Below are 23,203 nucleotides of genomic sequence, written 5' to 3'. Positions count from 1 at the left end.
GCGTCGAGCGACCAGGCGAATGCGGCGGCCTGGCGAGCCCGCTCAGGGATTGCCGGCCTCTTGCTTGCGGCGCCGACGCAGTTCGCGTTGCGCCTGGGCGCGGGCGCATTCGCGGGAGCAGTACTTCACTCCGGTGGTGCGGTGCTGCCGGTATGCGGCGCGGCCGCGCTGACGGACGAAGGCGCGGCCGCATCTTTCGTTGGCACAGTGGTGGACGGTGGCACCTTCCACGAGGTGGTTGTACAGCTGCAGGAACGCCACCGAGTAGACAGTGGGGTAACGGTCGGAGAGATCACCGATGCCGATACTGAAACGCCCCAGAGCCCGGTTCAACACCTCCTCCAGCGAGGCGAGTTCGGCGTCGATGAGGACCTCCTGCAGCTCCTCGAGCGACTGCGGCCAGGGCTGCTCGCGGTGCTGGGTCTGTGATCGCAGGTCGCTCAGCGTCTCCTCGGTGACGTGCGGTCGGACGAGTTCTTCGAGGCCGCCCTCACGCTGGCAGGCCAGCCATGTCGTGATCGCGTCCTGCGCGGTCCGCACGTAGATGGCCACCAGATCGCGGTGTACACCGAATGGGTAGGGCTGCTGCTCGCTGTCGGCTTCGGGGATGTCCTGCACCTTGTAGTACACCTCCTCGTTGTCGAAGGACAGATCGTCCCGGTCGGCGCCGAAGAGGGGTCCGTAGGCTGCCATCATCCGGGCTGCCCCCTCGAGGTCGTCGGCCCGCAGCTCCATCAGCTCGCGCAGATAGAAGTCCTCGGGCAGTTCCACGGCCGGGCGGTCGTCGAAGGGGGCCGGGGTCCACAGGATCCAGTCGTCCTTGACGCGCACGTCCTTGATGCGCCGCGTCAGGGGTGGGACCGGAATGGCGGATCCGGGCCACAGCGTGGGACGAAAACGTGGGTCAACGTACTCCGTCATGGCGGCATCATAGCCGCTACGGTGGTAATACAAAACAGTGGCACTTCGTACCACGCTAAGAGAGCTGCGGACGAGGAGGCACAGCAGTGACCGACTGGCTGGCACGAAAGACCATCGGAGACCAGAACGAACACACCGTCAAAAACGCACTCGAAGCACGCGGCTGGACCGTCCACCCCTGCGGACAGGGCACCTACCCGGCACCCATCCAGCAAGCCCTGCGCCACACACCCTCGGCATTGCGCTACTTCCCCGACCTCATCGCAGCCCGCGGCAGCGAACTCGTCACCATAGACGCCAAATCGCGCATGCCCAGCACCACCTCCCGCAACTACGCCATCTCCCACAACTGCGCCCCGGCAGGCCTGCAATTCATGGGCGTGCACGCGCCAGTGCCGCTGTACTACGTCCTGGGCGACCTCCATGTCCTGACACCCGCGGAAGTCCTCTACAACAGCTTCCACACCCTCCACCCCACCAACGGCGCCTACCACCTGGTCAGTAGCCAGCGGGCCTTACCCTTCGACGACGTCTTCGGGACCGGCACCACCTACGAGCGCGCTGCCTGACCCCGACGGGCCCCACAGAGCGCTCTTCCTGGAATCGAGCATCCGGGCCCGAAGTCCGCGCCGGCATCAAAGACCCTTGGCCAACGGGCGGGAACACGTTCGACTTGGCTCTTCTTCCGCCGCTACGGGGGCGCAGGTCTGATGGAGCTCACCCTCATGCCGTGTGATCAGGAGCAGGATAGTGGCAAGGCGTTGGCCAGGAGAAGAGGGCCTGTGGGCGTGGGGGAGCGGTGGGCGCACCGGGTGGCGCCACGCCACGGACCCGCCGCAGAAGTCGAGGTCCTGAAGATGGGCACGCAACGCCCGGTGCGGGTCAAAGTGCGCTTCGTCGCGGAGGAAGCGGAAGGCTGGCAGGAGTGGGTGCCGCCGGCCCAAACTCCGCGTGGCCTGGCAGGACAAGGACGCGTGACTGGCCCGCGAGCAGCAGTGGAGCGAACTGACGAAAGACAGCCTGGACGACGAGGACCCTGCCTTCCCGGCCGGTTACAGCTCGAACTGGAGGTCGACGAGGTCGTTGAGTTCCACTTCGAGGCCGTGGGCGCGGCGACCGTTGTCGCGGAAGTGCACCTCGCCCAGGGCCTCGGCGGCGATCTGCCGGAGGTCGTCCTCATCGACACCGGCTTCCTGGGCTTGAAGGAGGCGGGCGGCGTGGTGGGGCGGCAGGGCGAGGGTGAGGTGGCGCACGCGGGCCTGGTCGGTGCTGCCGGGGGCGGCGGTGTAGCCGAACCGGGCCTGGACATCGATCATGATGCCGGTCGTGGTGGCTGCGGCCTCTTTCGCCTTGGCTCGGATCTGCGGCTGCCAGCGCGTGCGCACCCTCGCCGGTCTTGATGTAGCGGGCGAGGTTGGCGGTCTTGAGAACGCTGCACCCTCGGCGTGCGGGTAGCAGCCGCTCACGCACCGCGCCCGCTTCGTTGCCTGTGAGGGCGGCCCCGGGTCCTGGCACACGCAGAGACCGGCCTACCGAAGGAGGAGGACACCGGACCTGGGATGATGTGTGAATGAGTCATGACGATCGCGTGCGCAAGCTGGGAAAGAAGTTCACAAATGCGTGCTATGTGAACTTCGGGGCGATGCTGCTGTCGATGAGGGTCCGGGGCTTTCGGGGGGTTCCGGACCTCACGCTGTCGTTCAATTCCCCGATCACCGCCCTTTCCGGGTTGAACGGCACGGGGAAGAGCACTCTCGCCCAGCTCGCTGCGTGCGCGTTCCGCCAGCCAGCCGGCCACACCTGGTCGCGCTACTACGTCGCTCACTTCTTTCCCGTGTCCGTTGCAGACCCGGAGCCGTTCACCGCCGATGCCGAGGCCCATTACTCGTATGCGACTGAAGGATCCGCAGCACCGCAGCAGTTGACCGTAAAGCGGGCTACCAAGGAATGGTCGGGCTACAAACGCCAGCCTGACCGCGCAACGTACTACCTGGGCTTCACCCAGTTCATCCCCAAAGTCGAGCGGCGTGATCTCTCCGTTTACGGGGCCCGCACACTGGTGCTGGGGGAGACCCGACAACTGGATGCGCAGGCTGCCGCACACATGGCACGCATCCTTGGACTGCCCTACGAGCAACTGGGATTCGCCGATGTCAGCACCACCACTAAGTCCTCTAAACTCGCTATGGCGAGCCGGAGCGGGCGGACCTACTCCGAAAACCACATGGGTTTTGGGGAAGGCCGCGTCGTCTACATGGTCAACACCCTGGAGACGGCGCCGCCCAGGAGCCTGATCCTCTTGGAGGAGCCGGAGACATCGCTGCACGGCGATGCTCAGGTGAGGCTCGCTCAATATCTCGTCGACGTCGCTCTCCGGCGTGGCCACCAGATCATCCTGACTACCCACAGCTCCGCAACCCTGGGACAGTTGGGCCGGGAATCAGTCGTCTACCTACGACGCACAGCTTCAGGCGACGTGACGGCCACGCACGGTCTGAGCACGTACCAGATCGACTCGCACCTGCAGAAGGAAGGCCGCACCCCCGACGGCATCACGATCTGCGTGGAGGACGCCTTCGCACGCTGCCTGACCAGCTGGATCTTCCGGCTAGCGGACCCGGATCTGCTGTCAGGCTGCAGCTTCCTGCAGATCGGCGGCGGCCAGGAGATCCCCGCTGCGGTCCAGCTGCTGACAGACGCGAAACGGCGTGCAGTGGGTCTGAGCGACGGGGACATGCCCCATGACGGAACCGGCGGCGTCATGACCCTGCCCGGCAGCCTGCCGCCGGAGAAAGAAGTCTTCCGCCACCCTGCGGTCAAGGAGTATTTCGCGAATGAGCCTTTCAACGTGGATGTCTCCGAAGCCCTCGCCGGTGTCGCCGACCATCACGACTACGCCAAGGCCCTCGCGGACCGACTGATGCTGGAAGAGACGGCAGTCGCCAGCGACGCGTGCCGCGCCTACGTGCAGGCGCACGATCCTGCGGAATTCTCTTCTCTGATCGACTTTGTACGCGCCCAGGTCGGCGACCGCCGGTAGCCCAAGCGCGCAGTGGCTGCTACGTCCTCCCTGACGATCGTACTGGTGATCTTCGTCGGAATCATGGCGGCAGCGGATTGTCAGGCCGCCTAGGGTAGACGGCGAACCTCACATGGAGTCCTTCCTGCAGCGGGCAGGGCAACAGTCGGCTCCATGGTCCTCACCGCCATGGCCAACCGTTGGCTGAACCGTCGGCCCGCTGGGGAAGCTTCACTCCCTATACACACGGTCGCTACAGCAGGCCTGAGCCGCGTCGCAGCCGAGATCGGTGTAACTGCCCTCACATCCAGTGAAACACTGACCCGAAGATATTCTTCGCCCATATTATCTGTGATGCCACATAGTTCACGGCTTCATCGCTGTGCGTCGGGGGAAACACCCTGCGCGCCAGCCCGACTTCGTCCTGCTCAGGATCCATGACCTCTTTATATGGCTTCGCCCATCAGATGCCCCTCGTCAGCTACATGACGGACGACCGGGCCGTCTTCTACCGGCTGACCCTGGACGTGCTGCTCGAGGAGGAGGCCCGCCTGGGCGTGCACCTGCCCACCGCCGATATCGGAGCAGAGGTAGCCAAACGGCTTTCCTCCGCCCCCGCCCTGCTCGCCGACATGCCGCCCATCGAAGGGCTCCTGGACAAACTCCGGACCTGGGGCAACGTCGACCGCATCTACAATCTGCGGCGCAGCAGCACACCACAGGAGTTCATCCGCAAAGACTTCCTGTACCAGCTCACCCCCGCGGGCGCCCAGCTCCATCGCACCCTGACCGCGATCGACCACGAACTCGGAGCGACCGGCGCGCTGCAGTCCACCATGCTGCCCGAGGTCCTCGATGCGCTCTCCATCCTGGTCACTGCCGTGGAGGCGGCACCCCCCGATCTGGCCGGCGCCAACCGTGCCCTCGGTCGTCTGGCCGGCGGCTTCACCCAACTCACCGAGAACGCCAAACTCTTCGTACAGGGACTCAACCGCTCCCTCGCGGTCGGTGAAAAGCTCGACGTGGAAGCATTCGTCGCCTACAAGCATGTGGTCGTCGACTACCTGCAGACCTTCATTTTGGCACTCAGTCGCAACGGACCGCTGATCTCCGGCTACATCGACCGCGCCGAAGCCGCCGGAATCACAGGCCACCTGCAGTCCATCGCCGCCCTGGACCCTGCCCCGCAGCTGGGCGTCGCCAAAGAAGACATCATCGCCCGCGACACCGACCGCCTTCGCCAACAATGGTCGGGCGTACGCAGCTGGTTCTTCGAAGGCCCAGACCGCCAGCCCATCGCCCAGACACTCCAGGACCGCGCCTCGGACGCGGTCAACCAGATCCTGCTGACCATCCGGCAGATCAACGAGCAGCGGTTTCGGCGCGTCGACCGCACCGCCGATCTCGTCGCGCTCGCCACTTGGTTTGACGCCGTGGACGACGACAACGGTCGGAGCGGCGTGTCGGCCCTGTGGCGCACCGCCTTCGGTATGTACAGCACCCGTCACCTCGGCCATGCCCGCCTCCTCGACGACGACGTCGACGTGCTTGCCGAAGCCAGCTGGTGGGACAGCCCGCCCGCCCCCATCTCGGCCGCCTACCGAGCCGCAGGACCACGGGCCCGGCCCGGACCCGCACCCCGCATCAGATCCCCCCGCCACACCAAGCGACTCCTGGCCGCCGAGCTCGGCAAACAGCAACACCTCGAGACCACCGCGGAACAAGCACTCGCCGACCGCGGCAGCATCCTCCTGTCCGACCTGGGCCAGCTCGACGACGCCGAAGCCGACGTCTTGCTGCGCTGCCTGGACTGTGCGCTGTCCACACCCAAGGACAGCAAGGGCGCGCGCCGCGCAACCACCAGCGACGGCCGGCTGGCCATCACCCTGCGCCCGGCCCCGCACGTGTCACCGGCTTACGTGACGATGCGCGGCGGACGGATACGGATCGCCGACATGGAACTGACCGTCAGCCTGACCGGGAGAGCGGTATGAACCAGCGGGACCCGAACGCCGCCCACGAGCGCAGCACGGTCATCAGAGCCCTGCTCATGCGCCCCCTGCTGCACCGCCGCGGCCGGCACATCCGCACTCTGGACCTGGCCCGCCGCCACCAGGCCGAACTGCGTGCCTGGTTCGACCGCCACCTGGGATGGCGGCTGCACGTCGAACGGGACCGCCTGCGCCTGTTCAAAGTGCCGGCCTCAACCGACCCGCACGGCCATCCCGCCCCCACCGCCCGCCAATGCGCCCTCTACTGCCTGATCCTGGCCGTGCTAGGAGAATGCGGGAAACAGACCGTCCTCAGCGAACTCACCACAAAGATCACAGCCCTCACCAGCGCGCACAGCCGGTTGCGCCGCTTCGACGCCACCCACCACCGGGAACGCGTCGACCTGGTCGCCATGGTGCGGCTGCTAACCGAGCAGGGCGTACTCGCTGCAGTGGGCGGCGAGAGCACCACCTCCCGCAGCAACGAGAAGGAGTACATCGCCGGCACCGGAGACGCCCTGTACGACGTGGACCACCGCACCGCCGCCCTGATGCTGGCCAGCCCCGTCCCACCGTCTCAGGCAGATGGCCCCCAAGCGCTTCTCGACATCGGCCCCACCCACGGCGGCACACCCGAGGAAGGCCTGCGGCACACGCTCATGCGCCGCCTGGTCGACGAGCCCGTCGTCCACTGGGACGACCTGCCCAGCGCGCAGCGCGACGTCGTCCGCGATCACGGCGACGACCTGTTCACCGCGGTGCGGCTGGGCCTGGACACCCGCGTGGAGGTGCGCGCCGAAGGCGCCGCCGTGATCGACGAAGAGCTCTCCGACATCGAGTTCCCCAAGTCCAGCGCCGCCTCCTTCGCCGCGCTGGCGATGGCCGACCAGCTGTGCATGCACATCGCGAGCAGCCAACCTCGCCGCACCTTCGTCTCCCATACTCAACTCGACGACCTCGCCGCCCAGCTCACCGAGCAATTGAGCAAGCTGGTAGCGAACATCAACGGCCAGCCCATCGACACCCCCCGCGTACTCGACGCCAGCCTGCACCTCCTCAGCCAGCTGGGCCTCATCACACCCGTCCAGGGCGGTATCCAGTGCCGGCCCGCGCTCGCCCGCTTCCGCGCCCCCGCCGGCCAGGGCCTGCGCCCCGTGGGCGATGACCTGATGCTCTTTGGCACACACGACCTGCAGCAGCCGACCACCAGCGAAGAGCAATGACGCAAGAGACCGACGAGGCCGTGACCGACCCGGCCCTTCAGCAACTCCTCCACAACGAACTGCCGATCCCCGAACGGCACCGCTTCCAGCCGCTGCGCATGGGACTGATCGGCATCTGGGAGTACGAGGAACAGATCTTCCACTTCTACGGAGGAAGACTGATCCTGCGCGGCCACAACGGAAGCGGCAAGACCAAGGCACTGGAAGTCACCAGCCCGCTGCTACTCGACGGCATTCTCCAGGCCCGCCGCCTGGATCCCTTCGGGAACGCAGCCCGCCCCATGCGGGACAACCTGCTCTACGGCGGGCACGCCCAGCGGATCAGCTATGTGTGGACCGAATACGGACGTGTCACCAATGCCGGAGAGCACGAATTCCTGACCGTGGGCATCGGCATGCGCGCGCTGGAGACGAAGAAGGACGGCCTGCGCAGCAAGTGGTTCTTCACCACCCCGCAGCGCGTCGGTGCGGACCTCTCCCTCTACGGGCCCAACCGCCGACCCCACAACCAGGCCGAACTGACAGCCATCCTGGGCGAGGACGAGGTCCACACGTCCGCCAAGGACTACCGCATGGCCCTGGCCAGGCAACTGTTCGGCTTCTCGGCCGGCCGCCTCGCCTCCCTGGTGGAGCTCCTGCTGACGCTGCGCAGGCCCAAGCTGAGCGAAGACTTGACGACAGACAAGCTCAGCCTGCTCCTGAGGGACGGCCTGCCGCCGGTCAGTGGACTGCTCCTGGAAGACCTCGCCGGGAAGTTCGACGAGCTTGCCCGCGAACGCGAAGACCTCAAAGCCCACACTGAGGACAAACAGCATGTGGACGCGTTCCTGTCCGCCTACCGCCGGCTGGCCCGACGCGTCGTGCACCACGAAGCCCGCAATCTGGTGACGAGCGGCAAAGCCCGCGCCGGCGCAGCCCACAATCAGCACACCAAGGAGAGCGACCTCGCCTCCGCCCGCCGGCGGGCAAGCACGCACGAAGACCTGCGCCAACAGCTGGACCAGCGTCTCAAAGCCCTCGACGCACAGATCAAAGAGCTCAACTCCAGACCGGAGATGGAGGAGCACGGGCTGCTCAAAGCTCTCCAAGAACAAAAGACCCAAGCTGAACTGCTGCTGGAGCAGGCGACATCCCGTCACGCCCAAGCTCTCGCAGACCGCGACACCGCCGACGATGAACTCCAAGCGGAACAAGAAGCCCTGCAGACAGCCGCCGACCAGCTGGAGACGGCCGAGCAGGCCGTGGACAGCCGCGCGGCAGACACCGCACTCCACGTCGTGCACCATGAGCACCGCGACCAGCTGCGCACAAAGCCCCAGCAGGCCCGCAGCACGCTCACCAGCCATGTTCAGGCACGCGAGCGGCTCCTTGCCCGCGCCGCCACCCTTGCCGCCGACGTGACCCAGGCCCGCGAGAAAGGCGACGCCGCCCAAGAAGCCTGCGCCCGCATGCTCGAACGCCTCGACGAGGCCAAGACCACCAGCGACCACCACGAAGCACATCTCCAGCAGCAGATCCGCCAGCTGCAGGCCTTCCTCGTGGACTGGGCCGAGCGATGCCAACAACTACGCCTGAGCGAACCACAGCTCGCCGACCTGACCGCCGCCGTTCCGGCCTTCGGCGACGACACCGGACCCACCCTGGCCGAGCTGGTCACCGCGCACGGCCAGCACGTCGAAACGGCCCTGGCCGACATCCTTGCCCACCAGCAAGCCGCCCGCAAAGAACTGCAACGCCGCCATCAGGAAGTCAGCGAAGAACGCGATCACGTTGCCGCGCAGAGGGACGCACCACCGCCCCACCCGCTCACCCCACGCCGCACGCGTACACCCGACCTCGACGACGGCGCTCCGCTGTGGAAGCTCCTGGAGTTCCACCCGAGCCTGCCACTACAGCAGCAGGCCGACCTGGAAGCAGCCCTCCTCGCATCCGGGATCCTCGACGCCTGGGTCACCGGAGAAGGCCGCGCCCTGTCCGCCGACACTCTCGAGGCCATCCTGCCGGCTCCCGGGCCCACCGGCCGCCCGGAGCGGTCTCTGGCCAACGTCCTACGCCCCGTCGAGCACCCCCTTGTCCCGGCCGCGGTGATCCAGGACCTTCTCGCCTCCATCGCCCTGGACGGCCCCGAGGGCGGCCACCGGGCGAACATCGGCACGGACGGAACCTGGCACATCGGCCCGGTCCACGGCCGCACGCAGGGAACGACCGCGGCCTACATCGGCGCCACGGCCCGCGCAGCGGAGCGCCAACGGCGTCTGGCCGTACTGGACCACGAACTCGGCGAGCTCCACAGCCAACTCACCGCCGCGGACACCGGTATCGCCGGCACGCGCCGCCGCCGTGACGACCTGGACGCCGAACGCAGGGAGACGCGCAACAAAGACCACACCGTGCGCGAAGCCCGGAAGGCCAGAGACGGTGCGCGTGCCGCGCTCAAGCAACTTGACCAGGACATGCACCAGACCAGGGAAGAACAGCAGGCCCGGCACGACGCCTGGCAGGCGACCCAGAGGATCCTGGACGACTTCGCCTCCCCCCGCGGCATTCAGCCCGACGCGCAGGCCATCCAGAAGGAGCAGCATGCCCTGAGCCTCTACACCACCAGTCTCACCGAGCTGTTCTACCTGGCACAGGAGCACCTGCGACGCACCGAGGCCGCCGCCCGTTGCACCCGGCGCCTGACCACGGCCCAGAAACAGCTGGGTGACCGCGAGAGCGAAGTGACACAGGCCCGCACCGCCCACACCGACCTTCAGGAGCGGCTCGAGGTCCGTCAGCGGCACACCGGCGCCAGCGTGGACAAGGTTCTGGCCGAACTCCGGACCGCCACCCACGAACGCGACACCACGGCCGCCGGCCTGGACCGCAACCACGAAGAGGGCAAGAAGATCTCCGAGCACGTCGGCGCCCTGAACCAGGCCGTCACAGGCGCCCGCCAGGAGTACGACGAGGCCAACTCCGCCTTCCGCGCAGCAGTGAAGGACTACCGTCGTCTGGAAACCCACGGCTACCTCGCCCTGGCAGCAGTGAACACCATCGCAGGACAGGACGACGAGGCCGTGCACGCACAGGCACGCGTCACCATCGACCAACTGGCCGCCGAACCGTGCAGCGACACCGCCCGCAACGAAGCCCGCACCGACGCCGACAGCGCATACCGGCTCCTGCAGAACAGACTCACCGGGCCCGACTGGCGCCCACGCGCCCAGTACGACGGCACGCTGTTTCTGGTCACCCTGTTGCACAACGGGCAGAGCCACAGCGTCCCCCAGGCACAGGACATCATGGCCAATGAAATCCACAGCCGGCAGGGATTCCTCGGCGACGAAGAACGAGAACTGTTCACCGAGGTACTGCTGGGACGCCTCGGAGACCACCTGCGCCGCCGCCGCGCCGAGGCAGCCAGCCTCATCGAGCGGATGAACACCCTGCTGAAAAAGGTACCCACGTCCTCCGGGCACCTCCTCCAGCTCATCTGGGAGCCAGACCCGAAACAGGACCCGGGAGTCCTGGCGGCCCTCAAAGCCCTGGACGGCCAGTCCACCGAGCACCTCGCCGACGGAGCCCGTGAACAACTCATCCACTTCCTCGTCGACCGAGTCGAGCACGCACGCCAGAGCGAGACCAGCGCCGACTGGCGCACCCACCTCAAGGAAGCCCTGGACTACCGCGCCTGGAGCCGCATCCGCATCCGCCACAAGGCTGGCCCCGCCCAGAAGTGGACAGACCAGAGCGACCAAAAACACCGCCGCGGTTCCGGCGGCGAGCAGGCCGCCGCCCTGCAACTGCCCCTCTTCGTCGCGGCCGCAGCCCACTACGCAGGTGCCGCCCCCACTGCGCCGCGCCCCATCTACCTCGACGAAGCCTTCGCCGGCATCGACGCCGAGATGCGTGGCCGCTGCATGGCCCTGCTCACCCATCTCGACCTGGACTTCGTCCTTGCCAGCCACGACGAATGGGGATTCCACAAAGAGGTCCCCAAGGTCGCCACCTACCAGCTCTTCCGGCACAAGGGACTCCCTGGAGTCCTGACCACGCCCATCCTGTGGGACGGCGCCGAGCGCCATGCCCTGCCCGACCCCGCGTTGCGCCAAGACGCCACCGCCGAAGCCGGCCTCGACTGGGAAGACGACGACGAGGATCTCCTCGACGAGGAGTACGCCGACGACGACGGCGCCGACGAAGAGGACACCGATGACGAAGAGGCCTGAGCTGCCCGAGGCACTGGCACGCTGGGCCGACAGTCCCGGCGGCCGCGCCTTCTGTGAAGCAGCCCGCCGCCGCATCGCCAACGGCGGACAGCTCGACCGCAAAATGAGCCTCACGATGACCCCAAGACAGCGTGCCGATCTCGTCGACCTGTTTGGAACCAGCAGCCTCAGCGGGTCCGCCATCCGCCTCGACCGAGCCAACACCGCCCTGCTCAACGGCGCCTACGTACTGCCCCTGCGCCAACTGCTCATTGCGGTCGGCGGACCCCTGCACACCAACCGGGGACGTGCCCGCTACCGCCGCATCGTCAAGAAGGCCGACATCCAACGTGCCCGCTCCACCCTGGCCGTCCGCATCAGCCCGATCCCCGAACTCGCCAACGAGCTCAAACTGCTTACCGCCCTTTCTGAGCCCGCCTCATGGCTACCGCCCCAAGACTCACTCACTCAAACCCGCACCTGGGTTACGTATGCCACCGCCCTGACCGCCGCCGCGGAATGGTTCCAAGGACGCGCCCGCAACTGGAAGTTCGGCGAACGCGAGCTGGCTGTGCGCGCCCTGGGCGGCAGCAAACGCTGGACCGACGCCACCAAAACCGCCTTCAGCCATCTCGTCGGCCTGCCGTTCTCCGACGCCGTCTACACGGCCGACACCGGCATCCGCATGCTCGGCCCGGCCAGCTGGAAGCTGCAGAGCCTGGTTGCTGACGTCTCCGCCGCGCGCCCATTCGTCGACCTGCCTGGCAGGGCAGCCGCCACCCAAGGAACCCTGGACATCCAGGCCGAGGGCGTCCTCCTCATCGAGAATCAGGAGACCTTCCAGGCCCTCAGCCGCACCAGCGTCCCCGAGCAATGGCTGTGCATCTGGATGGAAGGCTACGCCTCCGATGCCCTGGCCCTGTTCCTGTCCCATCTGCCCGACATACCCCTGGCAGCATGGGGTGACCTCGACCCACCGGGCATCGACATCATTGTCAACCTCAGTAACAAGTCCGGTCGCACGATCGTCCCTGTCGCAATGAGCGAACAGCTCTATCAGACGGGCTACATGCTCGAAGAAGACCGCACGGCGCTCGACGGATGGCGCGAACACGCAGAACGACAGACCCGCACGGCACCAGAAGCGTTCCGCCCTCTGGCCCGAGCAATTGCCCGCAACAGCGGGCGCCGCTGTGAACAAGAAGGACTACATGAGCATGTTCTGCCCCACCTGCACGGCTGGCTGCAGCAATACATCGGTACATCCGCCGCGGCGCGTGCCCGCGCTCAAGCCCCCTGGCAGCCAAGGGCCAATCCGAAGACCAGCTGACCAATGCGGGACCGGTGGAGATGACCGTGCATCGCGACTGCTATCGCACCTTCAGCCGAAGTTCCTCAAGAAGCGGTGCAACACCTGACCGCCCAGATGCCTTCGAAGAGGCCGAACAGGCGCTTGATAACTACGGATTCATGCTTGGAGCTCGGTGTGATGAGCTCCAGGCAGGCCCTCTGCTGATTGGTCTCGGCGATTCCCCGCCGCAGGCGAGACCATCGACAATGAGATCCGCCATCTCATGTCCTATGGCCAGGACATCCACGGCCGCCGGCCCTCACGGACTCGGGGCCCTGGCCGAGGCCAGCGGCATGACCGACCGCTCCGTGAAAGTCGTCTCTGGGTCCCGCATCTGGCAGCAAGCGTCGTGACGAGGGCGGGCTGGCGACGGTATCAGTGCTGCACCGTAGGGTGCCGGACATGGCCCGTTTTGGGACGCGACTGCACGAGCACCTTGGCACCCCGCCCGGCCCGCTCACCTTCGACATAGTCAAGAAGGCTGCCGAGAACCGTCTTACCGAGTCCGACGACCTGGACTGGAAGGAACACCTGCCGCAGCCCCCGTGGGACGGCCAGTGGAACGAGCTGGCCAAGGACGTCACCTCGATGGCCAACACCCGCGGCGGACTGCTCATCTACGGTGTCACCGACCAGGACACCAGGCCGGTCGGCATCGACCCCTGCCGGGTCAACACCCAGCAGGACGCGCAGTGGATCCGCAACCACGTCCAGCCCTACCTGCCCGACATCGACTTCACCATCCTGTCCACGCCCGACGGCGCCACAAGCTTCCTGGTCATCGATGTGCCCGCCAGCCTCATGGCCACCCCACCACGTGTACGGCACCGCCGCCAAGGACAAGGACCGTCAGGCGGCCGTCGTCCCCTACTGCGACCGCGACCACACCGCCTGGATGGCTGAGCACCAGAGCACAGTAGGTGATCATGAGGAGTCGTTCGGGCGGTGAGTCCACTGACCGGTAAAGGCGCCGGTAGAGGGTGTCGGCGGCACTCTTCTCGTCGGCGTCCGGGCCGGTGATTGTTCGTCCACCAGGCGACCCTCTGCCGCCGGGTGAGCCCGTGCGGCGGCAGGGGATCGGTGAAGACCAGGCAGGTGTCGGCGTGACGGACGATCTTCACGTCGTTGTTCACCGCGTCGCGCAGCATGATCTGCGGTTTCGGGCCGTCGGCGGCGAAGATCAGCTTCTTGAAGGTGCCCGACGGCCCTTTGGAGAAAACGGTCCGGTATGGCGGCACCTTCTGCTTCAACGTCGATGGAGAAGTGCGGCGTTGAGGCGTATCACTGCTCGAAGGAGTCGGGGGAGATGCGTTCGAAGACGAGCGGCAGGTGGGCGATCGTCCCGTCGGGGTGCTGGTAGCGGACGCGCGTGCTCAACAGACGTCCGTAGTGGCCGTTGGCGAGGCGGGTTCGCAGGATGTCCTTGCCGATGGTCTCCAGCCAGATGATCGTCAGCTCGCGCTGCTTAAGCCAGTCCGCCAGCCAGGCGTGGTCAATGGTGAGTTCGTTTTGGCCGCCGCCGAAGACCCGGCGGACGACGGCAACGGCGTTGCCGTCGTCGTCGCGCCAGGCGCAGCGGCCGTCCCAGCGCAGCGTACCGGGCGCCGATCCGAACAGATCGGGGGCGGGGGCGAGCAGGCTCACGGTGGGAACGGGGGAGTACTCGTATTCGCCCAGGATGTCGTACGTGGTCGGGGTCGTGGGAACGCCGAACGGCTCCTCGTGCTCGTGGTCCTTGACGTGGAGTTCGGCTGCGAAGTGCTGCCCGAAGGGGTATTCGCCTACGAACCCGTCGGTGAACATGGCCCCGCTGATGCGGGCGATGATGTCGGTGAGGTCCGTGCCGTTCAGTTCTTCACGCAACGCCGGGAGATCCGCCGTCGTGACAAACCGGGACATCATGTGCACCCACAGAGACGGCCGGTCGTTCTTTGGGTCTGCATCCAGCCTCCACTCGTAGTTGCCGGAGAGGACCATCCGCGGGGTGCCCTCGCTGGTGATGAGCACGGGCACCTCGGGCAGGTCACCGTTTTCGGCGATCCAGTCGGCCGGTGATGCCGCCCGGTTGAAACCCGCCCAGTCGTATGCGGGGACGTGGGAGCGTGGCGGTGCTGCTTCATTGGGGCGGGCGTCGCACATGGTCGGGTCCATTTGGTGCAGGTGGCTCGCCTCGGGGCCGGGAATGGCGGGTTCGGGCGGGTCCCAGCGGTCGCGTCGGCGCGGTACATGGTCGCCGATGCGTCCAAGGAGACGAGCGAAGGCGATCCACTGGTACTTCTTGCCGATCCGTTCGATCCATTTCGGTTTGCTGCGTCCGCCGCCGTACGTGTCCAGCATTTCTTGGTCGAAGTCGGCGTGCAGGGCCGGGTCGTAGCCGAGGCCGATGACGTCCGTGACGACGCGGCGTGCGATGGCTGCCGGGTCGAGGTCGGGGTAGTCCCGCACTGCGGGAGTGATGACGTAGGTGAAGAAGTCGTCCGCGGTGCAGCTGAAGCGCAGCTTGGGGCAGCGCGCCGAGGCGTCCTTGTAGAGCTGGGTGTCAGCGGCGGTGGGCCAGGTGATCGGCCACGGTGTGGCGTAGGGCGGACGGGTCCGCTCGATGTCGATGCCGTCGGCCAGGGCGCCGTGCTCCCGTGCGCGGCTGATGATGCTGCGGGCCACATCACGCAAGACGGCGTTGGCGCGCGGTGCTGGTGAGAACACCATCTCCCACACGGCGTGGGCTGCGCCATTCCAGGCTGTGGCTGACCCGGCGCGCAGCAAGGCGGTGTAGGCGGCGTAGCAGGCCCGTTCAAGGATCCAGTCGTCGTCGGCGTCCGTCATCTGTTGCAGCACGGCCGGAATCTGCTCCGGATACTGGATGAGTAGACGTGCGGCCGCCACGGTGGCGTCGTCCCGCACGCGCCGATCAGAGCAGCTGGTACACCACAGCAGTGCCATCACCCACAGCTTGCAGGTTCGGGGCGTTGTGCGCGTCACGTCCGCGTGCCGGGCCCAGGAGATCAGCCGGTGCGCTGCGCCGCCGGTGTCGCGCGTGTGGTGCAGCCAGGGGGTCAGGAGCGAGTCGACGTCCGCCATGGACCGGCCGGCTAGCGACTGGTGAAGGAACTCGGCATTGAGTGGATGATCGGGCCGTGGGGAGAGCCGGAAGAGCATGTCCAGGGCCTCAGGAAACGCCGGGGTGGCGAGCGAGTCCAGGACGGCCTGGGCGGTGCGGGGGGTGATACTGCTCTGGTCACGCCAGGCAAGGCCGGCCACGACGGCCGTCAGAGACTGCTCGTCGCCGACTTCGTCGGCGAAGTCGGTCAGCTCCATGTCCCGGTCTCCCAGGATGACGGAGAGGGCTTCCAGCAGGCCGGGGTCGACCAGAGCGTTCAAGCCCAGCAGGTCACGCAGGCTTCCGGATGCCAGCGCCTGGCGGACGTCCGCCGCGGTGGTGAGTGTTTTGGTGGCTGCGTTGACCACGAGGTGCTGACCCAGCCGTTCGAAGGCCATGGCTACGACATGACGCTGCAGCCCCGCGGCCTCGGAGTCGGTGTCTTCAGCTAGCAGGCCTTCACCGACCAGCGCATCCAGGAGGGACGTCTCCGCCTGCTGATCGGCCCAGATGCTGCGCATCAGGGCGTTGGCCTGCGGACGGTCGAGCCAGGGCTGCCCGGCGGAGCTCAGGGCCTGGGCAAACGCATCCATGGCCTGATGGACGATCTGGTCCGCTTCCACGGCGCCCAGCTGCTTACTGATGCGCCGGTTGATCTGCTCGAGCAGGAGAGCGGCCAGGACATCCAGCCCCATGGATGTCTCGTTGAGCGAGCGGCGTCCCTGGCGGTTGAGGGCCTCGCACAGCAGCCGCAGAAACAGCGGGCTGCTGAACTCTGTCTGCACCGGCGGGGCAGCCGGGGGCTCCAGATGGAAGTAGTCGGCGTACTCCTGCAGCGCGTCGTGCTCCACGCCTGCAAAACCATGATGGATGATCTCCGTCAGTTCCAGGTCCTCCGGCAGGACCTGCGAGCGGTAGTGCGATCTCAGGGTGAAGACGACCCGCAGATGCGCATAGCGGTTGATCTTGGTGATGAGGGTGTCGATCTGGTCCTGCCACACGGTCCGTGGCCGGGACTCGTTGAGTGCGTCGATCACGACGAGGACAGGGTCGCCGGAGGTCCGGCCCGCCTGGTCCAGCAGGGCGAGCACGTCGTCCCCGCTGAGGTCCTGCGGTAGCCCCAGACGTTCGCGGATCTGCTGCAAGATGTCGCCCTGACGGAACGGACGACCATGTAGGAACACGCCCAAAAGGCCGCGCTCAAGGCGGCGCTGGACGGCATCGAGGGTGACGAAGGTCTTTCCTTGTCCGGCTTCGCTCGTCAGCAGCACCGCGCGAGCGGAGCGCAGGCCGGCCAGCGCATGCACGCGAGAGGCCAGCTCGGTGAGCGCCTCCTTGAGCTGGCGCAGCGCATCGACGGCGGTTGCCGGCAGGGAGACCATGTACTCGGCTTGCATTTGGCGCCAGGACGGGGTGTCCCAGCGGGGTCCGAACTGCGCATCTAGGGCGGCGGTTTCGGCTTGTTCCGCCGAGGCGACCTGCTGCTGGGCAGCGGCCAAGGCCTCGCGCAGGTGGGCTACCGCATCAAGTGAGGGATCCTTTTTCCACTGGGTGAGCGTGTCGATGAGGAGGGCGAGGCTTTGCCGAGCGGGATCGAAGTCGACCCCAACGGGGGCCCCTGCGGTTTCTGTCCCCAAGGGATCCCGGCGCACGTTATCCGTGAGGTGCCGAAGACTTTTGATGTCGCTTTCGAGGGCTACGGCTACCTCGGAGTCGCCGCATACAGCGGCCAGCGCCTGCGTTGTCGGTACCGGCACGTTCAGCGCGGGAAGGTAGCGAGGCCGGGCGGCCTGGACGGCTTCCTCCAGCCGGTCCTGCCACCACCGGCCGGCCAGGATCTCGGCGTCGAACCAGTAGCGCGTCCGCGCACCATTGATGTCGATATCCCGGAAGCGTGTGATGAGATTCGTGGCCCATTCCACCCGGAAGGTGACCTGCATGCCGCGCTGGGACGCCGCGCTCTGCCAGCCGCTGAGCCAACCGCCCGGATCGTAGATCTTCTCGTGCAGCGACTTGCCTTTTCCCTTCCGGGGGCCGGTGGGATCGACCGGGATAGCGATGAGGTACTTGACTAGCTTCGGGTGTTGTTCCAGGGCGGTACGCACGGAGTCGTCGAGCTGGGCCTTGTCGACGTCCCTATGCCGTGTCCAGTACTTCGCCTGCCAGCCGACTTCTGTGTCGTCGGCGAGGGTCCAGAAGCACTCGACTCCGCCATCGCCGCCGGCACCGGCGAGACTGACGAACACGGCACCATCCTGCGGCGGGTCCTCGGCCGCGAGCTCGCAGACGAACTGCTCGAAGCCGGACCGCTGTCCCTCAGCCCCGGCCGACCGGATACGCGAGAAGTCGATGTCCGGGTGATGCATGGTTCCCCCGTGAAATGGCAGAAGGAGGTCATACCGCCGTGGAAGGCTAACCGACTGGCTTCCTGGCTTACGTCATATCGCCGTCATCCGCGGCTCCGGCCGCTGCCTGGCCCCGGCGGTGGAACGTGGAACACCGAGGCGTGCTCCGTCAGCACCTCGTGCCGCAGCCGGGCCCGCCTGGTCAGGACGGGGGCTCCGGGCCCCTGAATGATCGGGCGGGGCGGCGTGGGGGAGTGCACGCATGCGGCCGCGGCTTCGTCAGCGGGGTTCGGGGAAGCCGGCAAGGTCCAGCGGTACGGGGGACGGTTCGGTGGCGGGCACCCGGGACTGCAGCAGGAGCCGGAAGTGTTCGCCGTCGGCGGGCCGCAGGGCCAGCCGCATACCGGCGGCCTGTCCGGCGTCGAGGGCGGCCGTCAGCCGGGGGCCGTCCTCGGTGACGGCGCGGGGGTGGAAGAAGACCACCGGGCCCAGTTCGAGATGGCGTCCGGCGACGGTGAGGGCGAAACGGCACACGCCGTGCACCGGTTGGGGTCCGCTCTCGAGGAGCGTCCGCAGGGTGGGGGAGTCATGGCCGTCGAGTGTGCAGTGGACGCTGAGCACGAACGGTGAGATGACGCAGTGCCCGTCGATCAGCAGCCGCGCGGCACGCAGGGCTATCCGCTCGCTCGCGGCGAGGTTGCTGGGGACGAGGAAGTACTGCTCGCAGTGGCGCTGCACCATCTCCAGATCCTCGACGTACAGGTGCAGTTGCTTGGCCAGGTCCAGCACCGCGGCGGGCTGGGGCGGCAGGTCGCCGCCTGTGATGTTGTGGCCGTCGGCGCGGACCTGGAACCGGCCTCCGGCCGCGAAGCGCTGGTGCATCTTCAGTACGCGTACGGCGGCGGCCGGCTCCAGGCGGTGCAGGTCGTAGGCGTAGCGCAGCGAGGCCGGCTCGCCAGCCGTGTCGGGGATCATCAACTGCATTCTGCCGCCGGGCAGTTCGACATCAACGGAGCGGCCGATGCTGCCGCGCCCCAGATGACTCAGCGTGGCCGGGTAGGAGGCTGTGGCCTGCTGATCGCTGTCGAGGAAAACGACCTCCGCGTCCCGGTCCACGGGCGGTACGGTCCGGGCCGGTGCCCACCGCACCTCCACCTGGCGGTGGTCACCGGACAGCCAGTCGGGCCCGGTCAGGGTCCCGAGTCAAGATGCCGCAGCCGGACAACGGCGGACTCTTTCCCAACCTCCCGCCGTTCCTCGGCCCCCTGATCCGCGTCCCGACACTGGTCCCAGCCGCTTACCGTCCCCTGCCCTCCACCACTCCGCACATTCAGCCGATCCCCCCGGCGATTCCTCCCGACCCGCGGTTCCCGCAGCTCACGCCCAGCCAGGGGCAGAACTTCCAGACCTGGCTCGACTCACTGCGCAAGGGCGACATCTCCGGCGGCAGGCCGGCCGAGCAGGCCTACCAGAGGCGCGTGGCGGGCTTCCCGGAGTTCGAGGTACCAATCCCAGCAGGGATCAGTCCGTCCAACACGCTGATGGTCGACGGATTCCGCAACCTCGACGGGATGGCCGTCGAGGCAAAATACGTGAACAAGCCGAACCAACGGTGCTACCGCTCGCTGGAAGACCTCCGCAAGAACCACGCGACCGGCGACAGAGACTTCCTCTACAAGGATGACCGCCTGGAACTCCGCAAGTACGCGGCCGCGCTCAACGACCCACGTAACAAGGAGATGCGGGGAGTCGAGACGGTCACCAACAACCAGGATGCCGTCCAGTACTGGCGCATCATGATGGCGGCCTACGGCGTCAAAGGCCACGCCCGCTACGTCCCCTGACCAGCCCATCCCCAGGAAAGTACCGCTATGGAACCGGAAGAGATCGCGGAACTGCGCACCCTGTTCGTCTTCACCCCACCGCGCGGGCAGAGCTGGGGCCTGACCTACGAGGGATTCGAGGCACGGCTGCGTGAGCGGAATCCGGATACATTCATCCGTATCGATGACGAAGGAGACGGCCCGGTCCGCGGCTCATCGATGATCTTCGGGATCACCTTCGACGACGAGACCCTGGAAGGCTTTGCCAGCCTGGAACCCGAGGGCGTGGCCGTCCGGGAGTGCAACGCCCACTTGGCGGCCCGGGTCGCCCTGTGGCTCCGGAACAACGTGGCACCCGATGAGGTCCCCGTCATGTTCAACACGGACTGGGGAATCGAGGAAGGCATGGAACCCACCCTCGTCCCCGATGCCACCCGCCCACGCATCGTGGCAGCACTCGTCCAGCACATCGAAGAGACCGGCGGCCTCGACTGACAGCCCCGCAATGCGGTCGCCGCAGACGCGCCCACCACCACCAATCGCCCCCGGTCGCCATGGCGTGGATGCGACTGGTGCGCCCGAGGACGGCGCGCCTCGGCCGGAGTGCCGCTGCAGCCGACCGGTAAGCGAGCCAATGTCAACTCGGTCGCCCGGAGGCAGACTTTACGGCCGTCCCCGCTGTCCGGGATCGGCTTGCTCGCGGCGCAGTGCGGTCACCAACTTGCCAAAGCAGCGCGGCCTCAGTCCGGTGAACGGTGCGATCCATGACGGCTCCGACGCTGTGAGCGCAACCTGACGTCGCGGGCGGCGCGCACCGCACATGCCGCCCGCGGAAAGGCGGAGGACGCCGACGAGTCTCGCCCTGGTCCGGCTGCGGTAGGACCAGGGCGAGGCGAGCCCGCCTGCGTTTACGCGCGCTGTGCGGGGAAAACGACCACTGAGCCGTCCTTGTTGCGGGCAATCTCGATCGCCACATCTGTCGCGCGGCTGTTGACCATGACGCCGTCGCCCAACTTGCGAATCCGGTGTGCCGCGCGCATCAGGTGATCGACTTCACCGGTCGTGAAGACGGGCCACCAACCGTCCGGGCGCGTCAACTCCAGTGCCGACAGGCGTTCCAGGACAGCGGCGATGCTCGACTCCAGTTCCTCGAGGCGCTGCTGGTCGGCCTTGAGTGCGCGGGCGAAATTCTCGAACGGGTTGCCGGGGTCGCTCTGGGCGTGATCGACGGCCTGCAGAACGATGACCCGACGCTTCAGCGCAATGGCCAAGTCAGCGAGTTCCAAGTGGGTGCGGAACGTGCCGCCGTCGTCGTCGACGCCGGGGAACGACTTGGTCAGCGTGTCGATCACGACAGCCTTGCCTTCGGGCAGCGCGTCAAGTGCGTTCTTCCACTTGGAGAGGCGCCGGTCAGCGGCGGCCAGCGCCTTGCCGATGGCATGCACCGCCGAGTCCAGTCCCAGCGAGACACCAAGTTTGCCCTGGTCGAGCAGGATAGCGGTGGCCTTGTCGATGGCATCGCGGCAGCCATCGAGTTCGCTGCGCTCGTCATCGAGCTTCTGGTCGTGCAACTGCTCCAGCAGCTCCGTGATGCGTGCAATGGCCTGCTGGCGCTGGCGGTCGGCATGCGCGCTCACCCCCACCGCTACGGCCATGAGCACGAGCGGCGCGGCCACGGTCAGCGCCGCGCCGCCGGCGACCGCGACGCCGGCTGTCGCACCGGCTCCACCGGCTGCGCCCGCCGCTGCCGCTTTACCGACGGGCACGAACGACGCCGCGTCGACGATCGCGCCCTTCGAGTTCACAAATGCGCCGCGGATGCCATTGGCCACCCCCCTCGCCGCCATCAAGCGGACGATGCCCTGCCCGAGCAGGGCGGCAGTCTTCGCCGGAACCACCATGCGATACAGATTTTCGCCGGTGGCGGTCGCCTTGGCCGCCACAGAGGAATTCTTCGCCGATTGCATGATGAGCTGCGACAGGTGCTGCGCCAGAGGACTCGCGGCATCGAGCGGGATGCCTCGGCCGCGGTCGAGCTCGGTGGACAGCGGGTGTACCTCAAGTGTGGCGATCGGCTCGTCAGCCAGGGCAGCCAGTACACCGCGCAGTTCCGCCAAGCGCTCAGCCGTCATCGGCCCGTCTCCGGCCAATGCGGGCACCCAGACGTCACCGGTCGCCAGCGTCCACACCGGAACGATCGCCTCGCGGTCGTCGGTCATCGTCTCCCCCTCGTTTTCCAGCGACAGCCTGCGGCTGACGTCCGACACGAACAGCATGAACCTTATGTATTCAACTACGGGCGTTTGCCCGTGAACTGCCGTTCCGGCAATGGAAGGATGCCCCTCAGCAGCGACACAGTCCGCAATGACCGGCTATATGCCACGCTCGTGGGCGCGAACGTACGTGTAACCCTTGGGTAGCTCGTGAGAACCGACCAGGCCGGCGCGGAGGTGGTCTTCCCGGTATGCGTCCCTCGCCTCTGGGGTGGCCTCCTTGCCGAGATGCCCTATACGCATAAGGTGCCCAGCTACCGAGTGAGCTTTGATTGTCAGTCCCAACCTCACGTCATCAGCCCTGAGCTCCTCCCTCGTAGCCAGACGGGGGGCTGGCTCCCAGACGAGAAGGTCAATGAGGCGGCCGCTCGACGAAGCTGGATAGCGAAGGTACCCCAGCTCATCTACACTTCCGGACCTTCGAGTCAGTTCCCCTCGAGACAAAAGCGTGATGATTGCGACTTCGATGGCTACCTTGGACAGCCCTTCGGGGAAGCGCTCCATCGTGTTGCGAACCAGTGCTTCCTCGGGAAGAACCGCATTCCCATGAATGTCCAGCAGCCCAAGCTCGCGAAGGGTGAGCAGAACCGCCATCTCGCCATGACTGACGCGCGCGTCAACGGCGGCAAGGTCCCGGGTCATAGCCCTGGGGTCGTAGTCATGGCGAATCACCATGCCTCCCACGACAACGGGTGCGGTGAGCAGCTCGAAGCCGATCCGAATGTGCTCTCGCAAGTCCCAGCGGGCCCTCACACGAACACCAGGGACTGTGCACACCGGCCAGTTGACCCCCGCCAGACGACCATGACCATCGACCGTTTGAGGTTGGGCAGGGTGACCAGGAGCAGAATCGAGGTTCTCCAGCCCCGTGAAAAATTCGACCTTCATCGGGGGAGTCATCATGGGGAGTCTTCGACTCACCTCGTCAGGAATAGGACACCACCGGTCCACCAGGTGTGCCGATCGTGTT

At 66.9% G+C, this 23,203-nt stretch carries 15 protein-coding genes and 1 pseudogene; 10 read left to right on the top strand and 6 right to left on the bottom strand.

Translation table 11 applies throughout. The annotated features are described in order from the left end of the window. Window positions 1-42 precede the first annotated feature (42 nt). Window positions 43-921 (bottom strand): hypothetical protein, encoded by an 879-nt coding sequence (locus tag ABZ919_RS33225; RefSeq protein ID WP_361255185.1) that lies wholly within the window; start codon window positions 919-921, stop codon window positions 43-45. Between the two features lie 86 nt (window positions 922-1,007). Between ABZ919_RS33225 and ABZ919_RS33220 the strand changes: the two genes are divergently transcribed. After that, window positions 1,008-1,490 (top strand): hypothetical protein, encoded by a 483-nt coding sequence (locus tag ABZ919_RS33220; protein ID WP_361255182.1) that lies wholly within the window; start codon window positions 1,008-1,010, stop codon window positions 1,488-1,490. A gap of 483 nt (window positions 1,491-1,973) precedes the next feature. On the opposite strand, the pseudogene ABZ919_RS33215 reads toward ABZ919_RS33220, so the two are convergent. Next, window positions 1,974-2,306, bottom strand: a pseudogene (locus ABZ919_RS33215) (XRE family transcriptional regulator); the annotation flags it as partial. Window positions 2,307-2,491: 185 nt separating this feature from the next. Between ABZ919_RS33215 and ABZ919_RS33210 the strand changes: the two are divergent. The 7 genes from ABZ919_RS33210 (at window position 2,492) to ABZ919_RS33180 (ending at window position 13,970) form a co-directional block, all read left to right on the top strand. Then, window positions 2,492-3,961: an AAA family ATPase gene (locus tag ABZ919_RS33210; protein ID WP_361255179.1), complete on the top strand. Its 1,470-nt coding sequence runs from the start codon at window positions 2,492-2,494 to the stop codon at window positions 3,959-3,961. A 446-nt stretch (window positions 3,962-4,407) separates the two neighbouring features. Further along, the gene (locus ABZ919_RS33205; RefSeq protein WP_361255177.1) at window positions 4,408-5,934 is read left to right on the top strand and encodes a TIGR02677 family protein; all 1,527 of its coding nucleotides are present in this window, start codon (window positions 4,408-4,410) and stop codon (window positions 5,932-5,934) included. Beyond that, window positions 5,931-7,154 (top strand): TIGR02678 family protein, encoded by a 1,224-nt coding sequence (locus ABZ919_RS33200; protein WP_361255174.1) that lies wholly within the window; start codon window positions 5,931-5,933, stop codon window positions 7,152-7,154. Before ABZ919_RS33205 ends, ABZ919_RS33200 begins: the two co-directional genes overlap by 4 nt. Further along, entirely contained in the window at window positions 7,151-11,365 is a 4,215-nt protein-coding gene (locus tag ABZ919_RS33195; RefSeq protein WP_361255171.1) for a TIGR02680 family protein, read from the top strand. Before ABZ919_RS33200 ends, ABZ919_RS33195 begins: the two co-directional genes overlap by 4 nt. Continuing rightward, window positions 11,349-12,674 carry a Wadjet anti-phage system protein JetD domain-containing protein gene (locus ABZ919_RS33190; protein ID WP_361255168.1) on the top strand — a complete coding sequence of 442 codons (1,326 nt, stop codon included), beginning with the start codon at window positions 11,349-11,351 and terminating at the stop codon, window positions 12,672-12,674. Before ABZ919_RS33195 ends, ABZ919_RS33190 begins: the two co-directional genes overlap by 17 nt. Window positions 12,675-13,097: 423 nt before the next feature. Further along, window positions 13,098-13,598 carry an ATP-binding protein gene (locus ABZ919_RS33185; protein WP_361255165.1) on the top strand — a complete coding sequence of 167 codons (501 nt, stop codon included), beginning with the start codon at window positions 13,098-13,100 and terminating at the stop codon, window positions 13,596-13,598. 222 nt (window positions 13,599-13,820) lie between these two features. Next, a complete protein-coding gene (locus ABZ919_RS33180; RefSeq protein WP_361255162.1) occupies window positions 13,821-13,970 on the top strand; it encodes a hypothetical protein in 150 nt (49 codons plus the stop codon). A gap of 6 nt (window positions 13,971-13,976) precedes the next feature. On the opposite strand, the gene ABZ919_RS33175 is transcribed toward ABZ919_RS33180, so the two are convergent. Further along, a complete protein-coding gene (locus tag ABZ919_RS33175) occupies window positions 13,977-18,158 on the bottom strand; it encodes a hypothetical protein (RefSeq protein ID WP_361255159.1) in 4,182 nt (1,393 codons plus the stop codon). A gap of 258 nt (window positions 18,159-18,416) precedes the next feature. Beyond that, entirely contained in the window at window positions 18,417-19,253 is an 837-nt protein-coding gene (locus ABZ919_RS33170; protein WP_361255156.1) for a hypothetical protein, read from the bottom strand. A gap of 92 nt (window positions 19,254-19,345) precedes the next feature. On the opposite strand from ABZ919_RS33170, the gene ABZ919_RS33165 reads away from it, so the two are divergent. Both ABZ919_RS33165 and ABZ919_RS33160 read left to right on the top strand, forming a co-directional pair. Continuing rightward, window positions 19,346-19,981, top strand: a complete 636-nt coding sequence (locus ABZ919_RS33165; protein ID WP_361255153.1) for a restriction endonuclease fold toxin-2 domain-containing protein — start codon at window positions 19,346-19,348, stop codon at window positions 19,979-19,981. Between the two features lie 27 nt (window positions 19,982-20,008). Then, window positions 20,009-20,455 carry a hypothetical protein gene (locus ABZ919_RS33160; RefSeq protein WP_361255150.1) on the top strand — a complete coding sequence of 149 codons (447 nt, stop codon included), beginning with the start codon at window positions 20,009-20,011 and terminating at the stop codon, window positions 20,453-20,455. 413 nt (window positions 20,456-20,868) lie between these two features. Here ABZ919_RS33160 and ABZ919_RS33155 read toward each other — a convergent pair whose 3' ends face one another. Together ABZ919_RS33155 and ABZ919_RS33150 are read right to left on the bottom strand one after the other, a co-directional pair. Then, on the bottom strand, window positions 20,869-22,179 hold the full coding sequence (locus ABZ919_RS33155; RefSeq protein ID WP_361255225.1) for a hypothetical protein: 1,311 nt from the start codon (window positions 22,177-22,179) through the stop codon (window positions 20,869-20,871). Between the two features lie 153 nt (window positions 22,180-22,332). Next, window positions 22,333-22,908: a hypothetical protein gene (locus tag ABZ919_RS33150; RefSeq protein WP_361255147.1), complete on the bottom strand. Its 576-nt coding sequence runs from the start codon at window positions 22,906-22,908 to the stop codon at window positions 22,333-22,335. Window positions 22,909-23,203 lie beyond the last annotated feature (295 nt).

The organism is Streptomyces sp. NPDC046759 (assembly GCF_040645475.1).
GTDB lineage: Bacteria > Actinomycetota > Actinomycetes > Streptomycetales > Streptomycetaceae > Streptomyces.
This window is presented reverse-complemented; position numbering and strand designations above follow the sequence as displayed.